The following is a 16,495-nucleotide window of genomic DNA, read 5'->3' on the forward strand; positions in this document are numbered from 1 at the left end:
GGCCACACCATATGATTTCCGTAGCCAACCTTGAGCTACGCGTCGGCGCCCGCCTGCTGATGGACGAAGTGAACTTCCGCATCGACAAGGGCGACAAGATCGGACTGGTGGGTCGTAACGGTGCCGGAAAGACCACGATGACCAAGGTCCTCGCTGGAGAGACCCAGCCAACTGCTGGCGAAGTCACGCACAAGGGATCCATCGGCTACCTGCCGCAGGATCCCAAGACCCCTGACATGGAGCAGCTCGCGCGCAACCGCATCCTCGGCGCCCGTGGCCTGGATGTGGTAGTCACCAAGCTGGCCCAGAACCGCGAGGACATGGCCAGCGAGGATCCTGCGGTCTCCGCCAAGGCCCTGCGCCAGTACGACCGCCTGGAAGCTGAATTCATCGCCGCCGGCGGCTACGCCGCCGAATCCGAGGCCGCGGCCATCTGCGCCAACCTGGATCTGCCCGACCGGATCCTGGACCAGCCGCTGCGCACCCTCTCTGGCGGCCAGCGCCGCCGCGTGGAATTAGCCCGCATCCTCTACTCGGATGCCGAGACGCTGCTGCTCGACGAGCCCACCAACCACCTGGACGTCGACTCGATCATGTGGCTGCGCGACTTCATCAAGAACTACCCCGGCGGCGTGCTGATGATCAGCCACGACACCGGGCTGATGGAAGCCACCGTGAACAAGGTGCTGAACCTCGACGCGAACCGCGGCGTGGTCGATGTCTACAACATGAACTGGAAGCGCTACAAGGTCCAGCGCGAAACCGATGAGCGCGCCCGCAAGCGCGAGCGCGCCAACATCGAGAAGAAGGCTTCGGTCCTCTTGACCCAGGCGAACAGGATGAAGGCCCGCGCCTCCGGCGCCTCGGCCGCGCAATCCATGCTCAAGCGCGTGGACCGCATGCTCGCGGGATTGCAGGAAGAGCGCGCCTCCGACAAGGTCGCGGCCCTGCGCTTCCCGGATCCTGCCCCCTGCGGCAAGACCCCGCTCATGGCCGAAGGCCTGTCCAAGGCCTATGGCTCGCTGGAAATCTTCAACGACGTCTCGCTGGCCATCGACCGCGGCTCGAAGGTGGTCATCCTGGGCCTGAACGGTGCCGGCAAGACCACCCTGCTGCGCATGCTCGCCGGCGTCTCCGAACCGGATACCGGGAAAATCGTTCCGGGCCACGGCCTGAAGATCGGCTACTTCGCCCAGGAGCATGACACCCTGGATCCGAATGCCAGCGTGCTGGAGAACATGCGCCGCAACGCGCCGGAGCACCTGAACGATGCTGACGTGCGTTCCATCCTCGGCTCCTTCCTGTTCGTCGGCGACGACGTCACCAAGCCGGCCGGTGTGCTGTCCGGCGGCGAGAAGACCCGTCTGGCCCTGGCCACCATCGTGGCCTCCAGCGCCAACGTGCTGCTGCTCGATGAGCCGACCAACAACCTGGACCCTGCCTCGCGCGCCGAGGTGCTCGGCGCGCTGTCCACCTTCCCGGGTGCCGTGGTCATGGTGTCCCACGATGAAGGCGCGGTCATGGCGCTGAAGCCCGAGCGCGTGGTCATCCTGCCCGATGGCGACGAGGACCTGTTCAGCGAGGACTACCTGGAATTGGTCTCGCTGACCTAGATCCTTACCAACACCAAAGAACTCTCGTAGGCTTGGCAGATCACCACCGTGAAGGGGATGTGCCAAGCCATGAGTGTTTTAAGACGCAGATTGCCGGTGCTCGCAGGCGCCGCAACGCTGCTTGCCAGTACGCTGGCCGGTTGCGCAGTCCAGGTGCCCGACGAAGTCAACGCCCAATGGGCGCTGATCGACCCGGCTGGAGTGAATGCGTCGAGCACCAGCCTGGAACTCGGCGTGATGGGCCTTGCCTGCGCTTCAGGCAAGACCGGGGACGTCACCGCCACACATGTGGACCTTGAAGATGGCAAGATCGCTATCGGCATTGCAGTTGAACCGCTGGAAGGCGAGGCGCAGAACTGCCAGGGCAACGAGACGGTGCCGTACACGCTTGAGCTTGGCGAGCCGGTGGGGGACCGCGTCCTGATTGATGCCTCCTGCCACGACCGGGCAGAACAGCAGGCCCCCAACTGCAGCGACGGCGGAATCCGCTGGAGCCCGCCAGCCACGCCAAGCTAAACGCCATGGAACGCGAAACCGCGCGGCACCTGGACTATGCCCACGTGCCGCGCGGTCTGCGTTTGCTGCGCACTGCTACTTCGCGGTGCCCCCTGGCGTATTCTCCGCCTCATCGAGCATTGCATCCTCGATGGCCTCGTCGGTCAGCGTGCCGTCGCGGCGGAACTTCTTCTCCTGCTTCGCCCGGATCTTGCGCACCTTGTGCATCGGCTCTTCCAAACCCAATGCCTCGGCTTCGGCCCGCTCTGCGGCTTCCTCGGCGTTCAGCTTCTTCTGCTGCCGGGCCGCGTACCAGAAGCCGACGAAGGCCAGCACGCCGAAGATGTACCACTGGATCTCGTAGGAGAGGTGAGGGCCTTCGTCCATGTCCGGTGGATCCAGCTGCTGAGGTGCCTCGGCCGGAGCCGGGTCCTCTCCATACATCAGGCCGTAGGCGCCCTGTGCGATCTCATAATCCAGCTGCTTGGCGTAGTCTTCGAGCTGGATGGAGGCCAACTGGCCGTCCGGGGCACCGCGGTCCAAGCGGATTTCCGATGGCTTCAAGCGCACATCCACGGTTACCTTGCCCTCTGGCGGTGCCGGAACCGAATCCGGGTGGCCGCTTTCCTCGTTGCCGATCGGCAGGTAGCCGCGGTCGACGATGACAGTTTCGCCCTCGCTGGTCTTGAACGGCACCAGTACCTCGTAGCCGGGCCGGCCGGCCTTGATCCGGTTGCGCACGATCATGGTGTCCTCGGCGACGTATTCGCCGGTCAGCTCGGCGGTCATCCAGGTCTTGTCTTCGTCGAGGTTGTGGAAGTTCTCCAGAGCCTGCTTGCCGGTCGCCGGCTCAGCGAAGTAGTTGCGGTTGACCCGTTCGATGCCTTCCAGGACGGCATCGCGGCGGTCATTCTGCCAATTGCCCAAGGCAATGCACGCGGAGGCGAAGATGGCGACCAGTATCAGCCACCCGACCCAGCGGGTGCTCGCCAGAAAACGATACATCTACTTGCCTTCTCCTTCGTTGCCCTGCATTGGCAGCGTTTCCTTGTAGAGCAGCCGTTCCTTGAGGTAATTTTCGAGCCAGTCGCGATGCTCTTCGCAGGCCAGCCAGATTTTGCGCCGGTCCGGGGTATGGATTTTCGGATTGTTCCACAGCAACTGGTAGTCGGCGCCTTGCCGGCAGCCCTTTCGCGAGCACTGGATTTCGGCGGCAGCGGGGAGGCCGCCTAGCGAACCTAGCAGATCCACTAGTCCTCCTTGGGGGAAGTTGTCGGGTGTTGCACTGGTTCCTCGTCATCGGCAAAGTTGCCGTCAATCACCTCTGGTTCCCGCTCCTGCTGCTGTGCGGTGTCCTTCGGCGCGTCGAGTTGATGGGCATCGGGCGCCCTGTAGAACTCGGCTGGCGGTTCACGCTTGGTCAGATCCGCACCTCCATTGGCGATCACCACAGCGATGTAGGGCAGGACCACCGCGCCAACCAGCAGGACCCAGCGAAGCCAGCCGTCGAAAAAGAAGGCGAGAACGAAGCAGACCAGGCGCACGGTCATTGAAATCGTGTATTTGCGCACACGGGTATCGCGCTCGGCGGTATGCGACTGGCGCGCTTCGGTAATGCGGTGAACTTCGGGTTGGCCGGAACCGTGGTTCATTGGCTGTGAGGACATGTAAAAGACTTCGCTTTGCAATACGGGATCTGCTCCCATTGTCGCACTTGTATCACCCAGAGGGTAATTTCTACGCGCTGTCGAAGCGGTAAAACTGGTGAGTAACTAATAGGATTGTTCACGGAGTAGCTACTTAACTAGGCAAAGTGCGCTTTCGACTGGCCCATGGAGGGTTTTCCATGCCAGGAACGCAAGCGCATGAACGGAGAAATACATTGACTACGGAACCAACCACTGGCCGCAGCGTCCTCGTGACCGGCGGCAACCGCGGAATCGGACTTGCTATTGCACGCGCATTCGAAGCCAACGGCGACAAGGTGGCCATCACCTACCGCAGCGGCGAGGTTCCCGCCGGACTGCTGGGTGTCAAGGCAGATGTCACCGACAGCGAGTCCATCGACGCAGCCTTCAAGGAAGTTGAAGCTGCGCACGGTCCAGTGGAAGTTCTTGTCGCCAATGCAGGAGTCACCAAGGACACCTTGCTGCTGCGCATGAGCGAAGACGACTTCACATCGGTCATCGACACCAACCTCACCGGCGCCTTCCGCGTTATCAAGCGCGCATCCAAGGGCATGATCCGGCTCAAGCGCGGCCGCGTCGTGCTGATTTCCTCGGTCGTGGGCCTCTACGGTTCGCCAGGCCAGATCAACTACGCGGCCTCGAAGTCCGGTCTGGTCGGCATCGCCCGCTCGCTGACCCGCGAACTGGGTTCGCGCGGAATCACCGCCAACGTCGTGGCTCCGGGTTTCATCAACACCGAGATGACCGCCGTCTTGCCAGAGGAAACCCAGAAGGGATACCTCGAAAGCATTCCGGCCAACCGCTTTGCTGAACCAGAGGAAGTTGCCAACGTCGTCCGCTGGATCGCCAGCGATGAAGCAGCGTACATCTCCGGTGCCGTAATCCCGGTTGACGGCGGCCTGGGCATGGGCCACTAGAAGTTTTAAGCAAGAGATCTAAAGGAGTATCACCATGAGTGAATTCAAGGGTGCCGTTGTTACCGGTTCCTCCCGCGGCATCGGTGCAGTCACCGCTCAGCTGCTGGCCGAGCAGGGCATTGGCGTCGTGGTCAACTACCGCGCCAAGGCCCCACGCGCCAACAAGATTGTCGCCGCCATTGAGGAAAAGGGCGGCAAGGCAGTGGCCGTCGGCGCAGACCTGACCTCGGCCGAGGGCCCGCAGGCTCTGGTCGACGCCGCCGTGGAGAATTTCGGTTCGCTGGACGTCGTCGTGCTGAACGCTTCGGGCGGCATGGAAACCTCCATGGGCGAGAACTACGCGCTGCGCCTGAACCGCGACGCGCAGGTCGCGATGCTCCAGGCTGCGCTGCCCAAGCTCAGCGAGGGCGGCCGTGTGGTCTTCGTGACCAGCCACCAGGCGCACTTCATCAACGAAGTCAGCACCATGGATGCCTACGACGCCGTAGCGAAGTCGAAGCGTGCCGGCGAAGATGCATTGCGTGAAATGATCCCGGAGCTCGCCGAGAAGAACATCACCTTCGTGGTGGTTTCCGGCGACATGATCGAAGGCACGATCACCGCAACCCTGCTCAACCGCATGGAGCCAGGTGCCATCGACGCCCGCCGCGAAGCTGCCGGCAAGCTGTACTCCGTTGAGGAGTTCGGTGCCGAGGTAGCCAAGATGGTCTTCGCCGACGTCGAGACCGGCCACACCGAGCTGGTTGGCGGCGCAGGCGACTTCCTGACGCAGTCGGGCAAGTAGGCCCCGCAGCAACCTGCAGCAGCTGGCGGCCGGGACCCTGTTTCAGGGTTCCGGCCTCCAGCTTTTTCGTGCCGTGGACGCAACAGCCGGCACGAAAAATCGCCGGGTACCTCTCATAAAGGAGGTGCCCGGCGATTCGGCTGGATCTAATCGGTGATCTAGTCCTTCGGCTTTTCGCCGCAGACGATCTTATGCCATGGGCTGTAGGTCCAGCTCTTGGTTTCGGCCGGCAGCTTCTTGGAGCCGTCGATGGTCTCCCGGTAACGGGTGATATCGATGCTGAAGCCCTTTTTGCCACCGGATTCCGAGACGCACTTCTCGGCCGGGTTGTACTTGGTTTCCGGGTTGGTCAGGTTGTACTTCCCCGAGCTCTTCTGCGAGACATCCCAGTACTTGGTGGACCACAGGCGGGTATTGACCTTGTCGCCCGAAACCCATGCCTGGATCATCACGCCGTAGGGGGTGTTGTTCTCCCAGATCATGTCGATCTGGCCTTCCCACAGGGTAGCTTCGCGTCCTGCAGGGTAGCGTTCGAACCAGCGCGAATGCGGCTTGTGGGTGATGTCGTCGTAGCCGGCCAGGAAGCCGACGTTGTACATCTGGGTGGAGATCTGCGAGAGCCCGCCGCCAACGGCTTCGGTACTGAAGCCGCTTTCCACAACCCCGGAGCTGTAGTAGCCGTTGGCCACGGTGATCGGGCCCAGGGCTTCGAGCAGCGAGAAGCGTTCGCCCGGCTTGATGATGTCCCCGTTGACGCGAGCCGAACCGGCACGCAGGTTCTTGGTGCGCACGGTGTCTGAGGCAGGGTACGGGGTGGAGAAGGTGACGATCGGTTCCTTGATGCCAAGCTTCTTCGCATCTGCGGTGGTGAAGTCCGCTTCCTTCTCGGTCATCTCGACTTCGGCAGTACGGTTCTTGGCGGCCGTCGCGGCCAAGACCTTGGCACCCAGGCCCTTGGTCTCCAGCGAGATGCCCTTGGAGGACTTGATGATCGAAGGCTTGCCGTCCTTCAAGACGATCTGCGCATCCTTGGCGGTGCTGGAAAGATCGGAGTTCTTCGTTGCCGCCTTGTAGAGCTTCTTGTCGTCCAAGGCGATCGCCGGAGCACCGTCCTTGGGCGCGTAGCTGGCTGCCGCGGCAATGGATGCGACCGAGATGGTTGCTTTCTTCTTGCCCGAGGCCAGGGTGACTTCGTCCTTCAGCAGCGCCTTGACGTCCTTGTCGTAGAAGGCCTGCAGGGTGTCGGCAGAAATCTGCGGCTTGATGACATCGGCTGGCAGGGCGATCGCAGGGCCGGCAATTTCCCAGTCGTCGCTGATCAAGTCGGCGGCTTCCTCGGTCTTCAGCGCGACGCCGTCAACGGGCTTGGTCAGCTTGGAGGTGCCATCGCCGAATTCAACGGTTCCTTCGGCAACCTCGGCGTTGGCCTTCTGGGCCAGTGCATCGAGCTGCGCGGCCAGCTTGTCCTCGTCCACGTCGACAGCCGGGGTGACGTGGAACTCGCCGGTGAGGCGTTCGTAGAGCTTGACCGGGTTGATTTCGTAGGATGTCAGTTCATTGACGGTGTCTTCAACGTTCAGTTCCAGACCGGCCTTGGCAGGATCCAGTGTGTACTTTTCACCGTTGACAGTGACATCCACTGGCTTCTCAGCCAGGGGGAGAACCTCGCGTTCCAGCTCGGCGCGAGCCTGGTCCTTATTCATGGAACCGATATTCACACCCGCAATGGAGGCGTTGGCCGGGACCTGGGAGCTGACAAAGGCTGCTCCGCCGAAATATGCTGCGGCTACGGCTGCCACGCAAGAACCGGCAATGATCCAAGGCTTGGCCTTGCCCTTCTGCATTTTCTTGTCTTGCTGAGAGTGAGTAGGCGTAGATGAGGAACTGTCCGGGGAGGGGGTCTGCACTGGTCTAGTAGCTCTTTCGAAAGCGATGGGGGCTCGGCGCGCGGCCAAGGCTAATGCCTCAAGCCGTTGCACGCATCAATAGAAATACTAACTGCTGGAACAACCGATCCAGATATCAATAGCCCGTGAGCGCATAATCGTTATGCAGTTGTTGGATTCCACTAAGCCAAATCATCGAGAACCAGGTCGGCGATGGCATCCAAGCGCGAGAAGTCCAGACGCACGTCCGCTTCGTCGCGCAGGGCGGGCTTCGCGTTGAAAGCAACCCCCAACCCTGCGGCGGCAACCATGGCGAGGTCGTTGGCGCCATCTCCGGCGGCGATCGTTGCAGCCATCGGGATCTGGTGCTCCTGCGCCCAAGCGCGCAGCATTGTTTCCTTCATTTCACGGTCGACAATCTGGCCGTGAACGGTACCGTCAAGAATTCCTCCGGTGATCCCCAAGGTGTTGGCCAGCGCATGGTCCAGTCCGAGGTGGGCGGCCAGCGGATCCAGAATCTGCTGGAACCCGCCGGAAACTACGCCGACCTTGTGCCCGGCCGCATGGAACCGCTTGACCAGGGATTCGGCGCCGTCGGAGAAGATAATGCGCTGGCCAACCTCGGCGAGGACATCAACTGGCAGATCCTTCAAAGTAGCTACGCGCTGGATCAAGGATTGGGCGAAGTCCAATTCGCCGCGCATCGCGGCCTCGGTCACCGCAGCCACTTCTTCTTCCCGACCAGCGTGGGCGGCGAGCAATTCGATGACTTCCTGCTTGATCAAGGTGGAATCGACATCCATCAGCAGCAGGAGCTGTGGCGCCTCGGTAAGCCCGGCAGGAACCGCAGCTACGCACAAGTCCGCATAATCCAGTGCCCCCTCGGCGACCAGGATATCGACGAATTGCTTGGCAGCCTGCTGCAACTGAGCGTGATCGGCCTGCTCGATGCGGAATTTGGCAACCAAACGCTCATCCTTGGTTTTGATCCGGCTTTCGTCGGCGTCCGGAATCAGTCCGGCTCCCGTTGCCCGCTGCAGGACAGCGGCGAAGTCGGTGCGTGAAAGGGATGGGCGGGATGCGAAAACCAATGATGAAGCCATGCAACCATTTTTCATTGCCCCGGTGATTACGACCAAACATGACGTGTTGGCCCCGGGCGCAGGCACCGGTCCGATGGGCGTGAACTGGCATTGCAACAGGAGGCGATGCAGGTCAATCCGCCGATTTTTGAGTCTTGCACGGCATTTCCGATTAGTGAAACAGGGGTGGAAAGTCTAATCTTGAATACCATGAGCGAAGTGCTAACTTTCAAAGATGTCAGCGTTGTACGCGGGCGAAAAGAACTGCTCAAGGACGTGTCCTGGGAAGTCAAAGAAGGACAGCGGTGGATTGTGATCGGCCCCAATGGCGCCGGCAAGTCGACCTTGATGAACATCGCAGCTACTCGGCTGCACCCCACCCGCGGTACCGCGGATATTCTTGGTGAACGCTTGGGCAAGGTTTCGGTCTTCGATCTGCGTCCGCTGATCGGCCTGAGCTCGGCCCTGGTTGCCAACTCCATTCCAGCCAACGAAACCGCGTTGAACGTGGTGCTCACTGCCGCCTACGGCATGACCGGCCGCTGGCGCGAGAAGTACGAGAAGCTCGATGAGCGCCGTGCTTTCCACCTGCTGCACAACTGGGGCATGTCGACCTTCATGAACCACCCTTTCGGCAAGCTTTCCGAAGGCGAACGCAAGCGCGTGCTGATCGCCCGTGCCTTGATGACCGATCCCGAGCTGCTGATCCTCGATGAGCCGGCAGCTGGCCTGGATCTTGCCGGTCGCGAAGACCTGGTTGGCAAACTGGCTGAACTGGCAGCCGACGAGGATGCTCCAGCACTGGTTCTGGTGACCCACCACCTTGAAGAGGTGCCAGCGGGATTCACCCACATCTTGATGATGAGTGACGGCGAAGTGGTCGCCGCTGGCGAGATCGACTCCACGCTCAACGAAGAAAACCTGGAAGCAACCTACGGCGTGCCGCTGAGCCTGCGCCGTGAAGGTGGACGCTATTCGGCTTTCGCACGCAGCTAACAGCAACAACTAAAGGGGAAAGCACCACGTGATCGAATTTTGGCGTGAAGCCCTGATCTTTCTTGGAGGACTCTGGGCCGGAACTATCAACACCGTCGTCGGGTCGGGCACCTTGGTCACTTTCCCCATTCTCGTGGCGTTGGGCACGGCACCGGTGAATGCCGTTGTATCCAACGCCATGGGCCTGGTCGCCGGCGGATTCTCTGGTGCCTGGGGGTACCGTCGGGAAGCTGCCAGCGTCAAGAAAACTCTGCTCAAGCTCGTGCCGGTATCGCTGGTCGGCGGGTTGATCGGGTCATTGCTGCTCTTGAATTTGCCGGAGTCGGTCTTCGGCATCGTAGCGCCGGTGCTGCTCGTGTGCGCGCTAGTCTTGGTGATCTTCCAGCCTCGGCTTTCCAAGTGGGCGAAGACCCGCCAGGCCGCCTCCGGCGGCACCGACCCGGATGATGCCGACCGCGCGCCGATTCCATTGGTGCTGTATATCCTCGTGTTCCTGATCGGTGTCTACGGCGGCTACTTCACCGCGGCGCAGGGCGTGCTGCTGATGGCCGTATTCGGTGTTTTCCTGCACGCTTCGCTGCAGCAGTCCAACGCCATCAAGGTGATCCTTTCCTTGATCGTGAACCTTGTGGCGGCCGCGATGTACCTGATCATCGCGCCCGAGCGCATCCACTGGCTCATCGTGCTGCTGATTGCTGTCGGCTCGCTGATCGGCGGTTTCATCGGTGCCAAGGTGGGACGCAAGCTCTCGCCGGGATGGCTGCGCGCCGTCATCGTCATTCTGGGGCTGATTGCCTTGGGCAACATGCTCTACAAGCTGGTGTAGCTTCGTGGCAGAAATTCTTAATCCTGAACGCATCTTGCAGGTGGCGGATCTGGAGGATCCCCGTCTCGATGAGTACCTCAGGCTCTCGGAGGCGCATCTGCGCATGCGCACCGATGTGGAAAATGGCCTCTACATCGCCGAGAGCACCAAAGTTGTCCAGCGTGCGATCAATGCAGGCCATGTGCCACGCAGCTTCCTGCTCGCTGAAAAGCATCTGGATCAGCTGGCCGAGGAATTCAACCGCTTCCCGGACGCGCCGATATTCATCGGGGACGACCGGCAGCTTCAGGACTTGGTCGGCTTCCATCTGCACCGCGGCGCCATGGCCGCGATGAATCGTCCCGAACCGCTGGATCTGGACGAAGTGCTTGAGGCCAGTTCCCGGATTGCCATCTTGGAAGACATCGCAGACCATACGAATGTCAGGTGTTCCAAAATATCCGGCGTGTCTGAGGCTCACGCCGAGCCGAAACGCTCGCGCATCGCCGTGTTTGAGAACATTCAAGATCATACTAATCTTGGTGCGGCGTTCCGTAGTGCAGCGGCCATCGGCGTCGATGCTGTGTTGATTACGCCCCAGTGTGTGGATCCGCTGTACCGGCGTGCCGTCCGGGTTTCCATGGGGGCGGTCTTCCAGGTTCCATGGGTCCGAGTCGAATCATGGCCGGAGGGCATCGATCAACTCAAAGATGGTGGCTACGTCGTCGCTGGCATGACGCTGGGGGAGGGAGCGATCACGCTCGACGAACTGGTTGCCGAGGACCACCAGAACCTCGCGCTGGTGTTCGGTAACGAAGGTTACGGACTGACTGCTGAAACTGAAGCGCTGGTCGATCGACGCGTCACTATTCCGATGATGGGCGGCGTGGACTCCCTGAATGTGGCGACCTCTGCGGCTGTTGCCCTGTACGCGACCAGGTAACCATGCGTGCATACTTAGTCAAAGACCTACCGGCGGGTAGGGGCGGGCATGCGTCTATATGCGCTAACCGAATCGCTTGCGGGTCCGAGTTCGAATGCACGAAGGAAACCGAAGGGACGACCGCTGCGCTGGTCGCGAGAACGTCAAGGAGGATGTTTTGATCAAGAAGATTCTTCTCTCTGGTTATCCATGTTTCAGCGGGGAAGCGGCGTTGGGTGACCTCGCCCCAGTGAACTACGTTTTCGGGCCGAACGGGTCCGGTAAGACGACGATCAGCCAGAGCCTTGCGACATTAGACGTAGATGATTCGCACATCGCATGGACGTTCGAGCCACAAACAGTGAAGGTATATAACCGAGGGTACGTTCGCAAAGCCTTCACTAACGCCGATGGTGAAGAGCGGGGCGTCTTTCTCCTCGGCGAGGACAGCCGCGAGACTTTCGAAAGGATCAAGGAGCTAGAAAAGCACCTCGAAAAGACCAAAGAGAGAATCGAGGATCGCGAGAGACTCATTATCGAGGCTGAATCATCGCTTGTGGGCAAAAGGGAAGTACTCGCGGCAGCCGTCTGGGACCGTCGGAGCGTCATACCTGAAGTGATCAGGCGCGAGATGACCGGGCTCAACGGCGGGAAGACCCAGTGCCTCGAGCTCACGCTACAAAAGGCGCGCGCATTCCCTGAAAGGGGTGACGACTCGTTCGAAGTTTTGATCCCGAAGGCCGAGGTGGCGTTCTCCAAAGCTACCAGCGAAGCGGACCCTGTACCGCAAGCTCCTGAGATCCCGTGGGATGACGCGGCCCTACAGGCGGCTTTGATGTCCCCGATCGTCGGAAGCGCGGACGTCGCCCTGTCCGAAATGATTGAACGCCTGGACATCTCGGATTGGGTGCAGCAGGGCGCGGAGCACCTCCATCGGCAGGAGTCCGAGCCAGTGCTCTGCCCGTTCTGTCAACAGATCGCACCAGAAGGACTTGCGGATCAACTCGCGAACATCTTCGACGACATTTATCAGGCCAAGCGCGAGGCGATTGAAGCATTCCAGCGTTCCATCAGACGGGCTGCCGAAACCATTGCAATCTATAAGGAGCGCAATCTCGAGGTGTTGAAGGGCTGTGTCGAGCCTACCGAGGTGGATCGTGCGTTCGCGGCGATCGAGGTAGGTCTCAAAGGAACTATCACATCCACAGAGCAAAAAATGCTGAAGCCGTCAGACGTCGTGCATACTGTCGCTTCTGTCGAGTCCTATGCCGCACTCAAGGCTGTGGTCGATCGAGCCAATCAATCCATCGAGGACGCGAACGCCATTGTCCGCGACCGGAAGGGGCAGCGTCCGGCCATCCTGGAGGCCGCTTGGCGAGAGTTTGTTCGCGGTCATCTGGATGATCTCATCAACGCCTACTTCAAAGACGAAAAATTGACTGTCAAGAAGATTGATGGCCTGAGGCGTGGTATCGAGTCGCAGAAAGGCTTCCTGCAGGAATGCGAAATTGAGTTGCGGGACCTGAGGGCGCAAACCACATCAAGCGAAGCTACGATCCAGACAATCAACGACATGCTGAAGCTGAGCCAATTCCACAGCTTCAAACTGGAGAAAGCACAGCGGACGAAGGGCGGATACCGCATCATACGTGACGATGGGCAGCCCGCGAATGTCGACACGCTCAGCGAGGGTGAGCGAACCTTCATCACGTTCCTGTACTTTTACCACTCGCTCTCTGAAGTCAGGCAGGACGGGGAGAGCGAAAAGATCTGCGCGGTGATCGATGATCCGATCTCTAGTCTGGATGGCGACATCATGTTCGTGGTATCGGCGTTGACGCGCGATCTCATTCGGAGTGTCCGAAAAGAGGAACATAGGCGAGTATCCCAAATCGTGCTGTTGACTCACAATACTCGCTTTCATAGCGAGGTGAGCTACGAACACAAGGGCGAGGAGTCGCCATCGGTGAAGTTCTATCGCATCAGAAAGTTCTCGCCGGAGCCCAATGAGGTCGACGATTGTAGCCAAAAGAATCCGATTCGCTCCGCATATCAGGAACTATGGGACGAGGTCGCCACAGCGCGAACGCGCCCTGGTTCTCCGATGCCTTGGCTCCCCAATGTCCTGCGGAGAATTCTCGAAAGTTACTTCTCGACCCTTGGCGGGCAGGGTAACCTGTACGAAATCGGCCGGGACCTGAACCCCACCGAGAAGGCTCTGCATGATGCGCTCATCGCATGGTCGCACAGTGGCTCACACACTATCGTGGACGCAGAAGTATTTGCTCAACCGTTATCTCAAAATGATCACTGGCTCGACGCCTTCGAACGGATCTTCGAGCGGACGTCGGATGGAGCGCATATGGGCCACTACGAAATGATGATGGGCGAAGCTCAGAAATATATTACTTGAGTACCTCGAAACTAAAACAATGGTTGGCGCACCGAATGACTGACTTGCAGGCCGCGCTTCTCGAATGATCGGCGTACTGTGCTGGGAAGTAAGTGTCGGTGCCTTTCGGTAGCATCATGGTGAGTTTAGATGCGAACTAATCTGTGTCGCGGCTCGAAAGCATGAGGAGGGCCAGACATGGCTGAGAAGAAAGTCGTATTCGTTGCATTTGCAATCGAAGACGAACGGCAGAGAGATTTCCTCAAGGGCCAGTCCTTGGGTCCGCGTTCACCGTACGAGTTCACGGACATGTCGGTGAAGCAACCATATGACTATGGTTGGAAGGACAAAGTCCGCACCCGCATCCGTCGCTCCCATGGCGTGATCGCTCTCCTGAGCAAGAACTCGCTCACTTCGTCCGGAGAGAAGTGGGAGATCCAGTGCGCTAAGGAGGAGGGCAAGCCACTCCTTGGCGTATGGGCCTATTCGAACGACCGTACTTCCCTAGCCGGGGTGCGCACGGTCGTGTGGAGCGACGCGAACATCTCCGGTTTCATCGACTCTCTCTGAGGTGTACCTACATGCGTAAGGCACTTATCGTCGGGATCGACCACTACGACCAGATCGATTCGCTCAGAGGCGCGGTGAACGACGCCCACAGCGTCAAGAACGTACTGGATCGTCATGCGGATGGCACGCTCAATTTCACGCAGCCGCTGCTGCTGACCGGCACTGGCCCAGGAGCGACGGTCAAACGCACCCAGCTGCGTGATGCCGTCGAAGAGCTGTTCAAAGATGACGCGGAGATCTCGATGTTCTACTTCTCCGGGCACGGCTACGTCGACGGGGCCGGCGGTTACCTGTGCGCAAGCGACTGCGCGGACGGGCATGACGGGCTGTCGCTGTCAGACGTGATGACGTACGCCAACAGGTCGCCTGCGAAGAACAAGGTGATTATCCTTGACAGTTGCCATAGCGGAATCGCCGGTAGCAACCCCATCGACGCGCAGGTTGCAGAGATCCAGGAAGGCGTCACAATTCTGACTGCGTCCACGGCTGATCAATATGCCATGGAGACGGGCGGTTCGGGCGTATTTACGAGTTTGCTCGTGGATGCACTCAACGGCGCGGCAGCCAACCTCGTTGGCGAGGTGACGCCCGGAAGCATCTACGCGCACATCGACCAGTCGCTTGGACCCTGGGCGCAGCGGCCGGTGTTCAAGACGAACGTTAAGAAGTTCGTCTCGCTCAGGACGGCTGACTCACCGATCGAGCTAGCGCACTTGCAGAAGCTCACGGTACTGTTCGAGGATCCCATCACGCGGCTTCATCTCGATCCCGGCTATGAGCCCGAACGGTCGGGCAAGGAACCAGCCTCAACTCCACCACCTGACCCTGCCAAGACCGCGGACTTCTCGGTGCTGCAGGCGTTGGTGAAGGTGAACCTTGTTCGCCCGGTCGGAGCGCCTCACATGTGGCACGCAGCGATGGAATCAAAGGAGTGCGAGCTGACCGTCCTCGGCCAGCACTACTGGTCCCTCGTGAAGCAGGGCCTGATCTGATGTGCTCACTTATCCGGATCCGAGAGGTCCTCGAGAGTAAACATGCGGTGGATAGGCTTTCTGAGATCGAGCACGAGCGGTGGGCACACTGGCAAAGGTACGTGCATCAGCAGTGCGAGCGGCGGGAAGACGGATCACTAATCGTACCCGCGGAACTGGTAGCGCGGTGGGAATCTCAGATCGAGACGCCGTATGACGAATTGTCCGAGCAGGAGAAAGAGAGCGACCGGGAGCAAGTGCGCAAGTACCTGCCCAGCATCATCGACTTACTGGCCCATTTGTGAAGCTCGTGTCGATGGTCCCGAAGTGGAACTCGTTGATGACGAAACATGTCGGTTCCATTTAGGTCGTCCGGTCTGAAACGAGCCGCATTTATTCGCTTCAACGTGGTGCGGTGGATTCCGCTGGGCCAGTGGGACGCTGCTGTTGCAGCCCTGTGCGAGGCCGGATTCACTTTTGCGGCGCTTAATGCGACAAGTGAGGCCAGATCCGTTGACGACGTCGAACTCAAGGAACATGAGCTCCTGGTGTTGATCCTCGGAACCGAGGGGACGGGTGAGTCGTCACCGCACGTAGACACCGAATTGTCTCGCGCCACAACGACCGGCGATTATGTGCGGTCTTTCGGATGCCGCAACTCAGCTGGCACGGGGTCATCGGCTATTCCAGGAGCCGGAGACGGCAGATCTAACTCGTCGATGACTACTACATGTCGATGCCATCCGACCCCGGCTTGAAACCGCGCTATCCACAGAGAGGTCGCATGCGGCTGTTGGGCCGAGCCGCGACGAGCCTGGCCACGGAACCAGACGTCTGAGATGCCCTCAGGGAGGGTGATGTCCTCAACCTGCTCCATCGCCCCATCCTCATATGAGTTGGAGAGACGGTAGAAGTAGTCGCCCACGTCGTAGCTCCGTGCGAACAGGAAGAGGTGCCGCTCCTTCGCTGGCTGGGCCCTGAGCTTCGTGATGTTCTCAATTGCCCATGTGGATTCCAGCAGTTCATTACAGACTGCAGCGAGATCGTTCATGCGAACTGGCATGGACCCGTTTTCTATCTGGGGCCTGCCCTCTTTCTTGGCTCGCGCCCACTCAGCCATCAGAGCTGTGGCAGGAGGTGAGGTCACCTCCACGATGCATCTTCCCGTATGGGTTTCCCAAGAACCGTCGGGCATCTTGCTGCCGCCGCCAGCATCCGCAAGGGTGATTTCGACGCCAAGAACCTGCTCCATCGCTAAGAACGCGATCTCTTCTTCGCGGCTTGTCTTCGCACCGGAAATGTTACTCACGATTAAGACTCCATTTCATTGCAGAATTGAGAAGATTCAGCTCGCACCATATAGAGCTCGCGATG

The 16,495-nt window shown here is 60.0% G+C and carries 16 protein-coding genes; 10 read left to right on the forward strand and 6 right to left on the reverse strand.

Features of this window, described 5'->3' with window-relative positions:
- Positions 1-11: 11 nt before the first annotated feature.
- Both ACR9WD_RS07920 and ACR9WD_RS07925 read left to right on the forward strand, forming a co-directional pair.
- Complete coding sequence (locus ACR9WD_RS07920) at positions 12-1,613, forward strand: ABC-F family ATP-binding cassette domain-containing protein (RefSeq protein ID WP_038990995.1); 1,602 nt, start codon at positions 12-14, stop codon at positions 1,611-1,613.
- Between the two features lie 69 nt (positions 1,614-1,682).
- Positions 1,683-2,129: a hypothetical protein gene (locus tag ACR9WD_RS07925; RefSeq protein ID WP_434923148.1), complete on the forward strand. Its 447-nt coding sequence runs from the start codon at positions 1,683-1,685 to the stop codon at positions 2,127-2,129.
- A gap of 75 nt (positions 2,130-2,204) precedes the next feature.
- Here ACR9WD_RS07925 and ACR9WD_RS07930 read toward each other — a convergent pair whose 3' ends face one another.
- Genes ACR9WD_RS07930 through ACR9WD_RS07940 form a run of 3 tightly spaced genes read right to left on the reverse strand, consistent with a single transcriptional unit; the run spans position 2,205 to position 3,775 of the window.
- On the reverse strand, positions 2,205-3,113 hold the full coding sequence (locus tag ACR9WD_RS07930) for an SURF1 family cytochrome oxidase biogenesis protein (RefSeq protein WP_141355441.1): 909 nt from the start codon (positions 3,111-3,113) through the stop codon (positions 2,205-2,207).
- Entirely contained in the window at positions 3,114-3,359 is a 246-nt protein-coding gene (locus tag ACR9WD_RS07935; protein ID WP_038990998.1) for a hypothetical protein, read from the reverse strand.
- Positions 3,359-3,775: a DUF3099 domain-containing protein gene (locus ACR9WD_RS07940; protein WP_157801634.1), complete on the reverse strand. Its 417-nt coding sequence runs from the start codon at positions 3,773-3,775 to the stop codon at positions 3,359-3,361. Before ACR9WD_RS07940 ends, ACR9WD_RS07935 begins: the two co-directional genes overlap by 1 nt.
- 179 nt (positions 3,776-3,954) lie before the next feature.
- Between ACR9WD_RS07940 and ACR9WD_RS07945 the strand changes: the two genes are divergently transcribed.
- Together ACR9WD_RS07945 and ACR9WD_RS07950 are read left to right on the forward strand one after the other, a co-directional pair.
- A complete protein-coding gene (locus ACR9WD_RS07945) occupies positions 3,955-4,713 on the forward strand; it encodes a beta-ketoacyl-ACP reductase (RefSeq protein ID WP_174520595.1) in 759 nt (252 codons plus the stop codon).
- 34 nt (positions 4,714-4,747) lie between these two features.
- A complete protein-coding gene (locus tag ACR9WD_RS07950; protein WP_038991001.1) occupies positions 4,748-5,497 on the forward strand; it encodes an SDR family oxidoreductase in 750 nt (249 codons plus the stop codon).
- 158 nt (positions 5,498-5,655) lie between these two features.
- On the opposite strand, the gene ACR9WD_RS07955 is transcribed toward ACR9WD_RS07950, so the two are convergent.
- Positions 5,656-7,341: a VanW family protein gene (locus ACR9WD_RS07955; protein WP_434923149.1), complete on the reverse strand. Its 1,686-nt coding sequence runs from the start codon at positions 7,339-7,341 to the stop codon at positions 5,656-5,658.
- Positions 7,342-7,565: 224 nt separating this feature from the next.
- The gene (gene serB, locus ACR9WD_RS07960) at positions 7,566-8,486 is read right to left on the reverse strand and encodes a phosphoserine phosphatase SerB (protein WP_434923150.1); all 921 of its coding nucleotides are present in this window, start codon (positions 8,484-8,486) and stop codon (positions 7,566-7,568) included.
- Positions 8,487-8,675: 189 nt separating this feature from the next.
- Here serB and ACR9WD_RS07965 point away from each other — a divergent pair, with 189 nt between their 5' ends.
- From ACR9WD_RS07965 to ACR9WD_RS07990, 6 genes are all read left to right on the forward strand, one after another.
- Positions 8,676-9,461, forward strand: a complete 786-nt coding sequence (locus ACR9WD_RS07965; RefSeq protein WP_434923151.1) for an ABC transporter ATP-binding protein — start codon at positions 8,676-8,678, stop codon at positions 9,459-9,461.
- Between the two features lie 28 nt (positions 9,462-9,489).
- The gene (locus ACR9WD_RS07970) at positions 9,490-10,287 is read left to right on the forward strand and encodes a sulfite exporter TauE/SafE family protein (protein ID WP_432651890.1); all 798 of its coding nucleotides are present in this window, start codon (positions 9,490-9,492) and stop codon (positions 10,285-10,287) included.
- A gap of 4 nt (positions 10,288-10,291) precedes the next feature.
- Positions 10,292-11,209 (forward strand): TrmH family RNA methyltransferase, encoded by a 918-nt coding sequence (locus ACR9WD_RS07975; RefSeq protein ID WP_434923152.1) that lies wholly within the window; start codon positions 10,292-10,294, stop codon positions 11,207-11,209.
- A 157-nt stretch (positions 11,210-11,366) separates the two neighbouring features.
- Positions 11,367-13,601: an AAA family ATPase gene (locus ACR9WD_RS07980; protein WP_434923153.1), complete on the forward strand. Its 2,235-nt coding sequence runs from the start codon at positions 11,367-11,369 to the stop codon at positions 13,599-13,601.
- A gap of 177 nt (positions 13,602-13,778) precedes the next feature.
- Positions 13,779-14,150 (forward strand): TIR domain-containing protein, encoded by a 372-nt coding sequence (locus ACR9WD_RS07985; protein WP_434923154.1) that lies wholly within the window; start codon positions 13,779-13,781, stop codon positions 14,148-14,150.
- 11 nt (positions 14,151-14,161) lie between these two features.
- Positions 14,162-15,142: a caspase family protein gene (locus tag ACR9WD_RS07990; protein WP_434923155.1), complete on the forward strand. Its 981-nt coding sequence runs from the start codon at positions 14,162-14,164 to the stop codon at positions 15,140-15,142.
- 610 nt (positions 15,143-15,752) lie between these two features.
- Here the strand turns inward: ACR9WD_RS07990 and ACR9WD_RS07995 are convergent.
- Positions 15,753-16,430, reverse strand: a complete 678-nt coding sequence (locus ACR9WD_RS07995) for a hypothetical protein (RefSeq protein WP_434923156.1) — start codon at positions 16,428-16,430, stop codon at positions 15,753-15,755.
- Between the last annotated feature and the right edge of the window lie 65 nt (positions 16,431-16,495).

Origin of the sequence: Glutamicibacter sp. PAEs-4 (assembly GCF_051161755.1) — a bacterium.
Classification (GTDB): Bacteria; Actinomycetota; Actinomycetes; order Actinomycetales; family Micrococcaceae; genus Glutamicibacter; species Glutamicibacter nicotianae.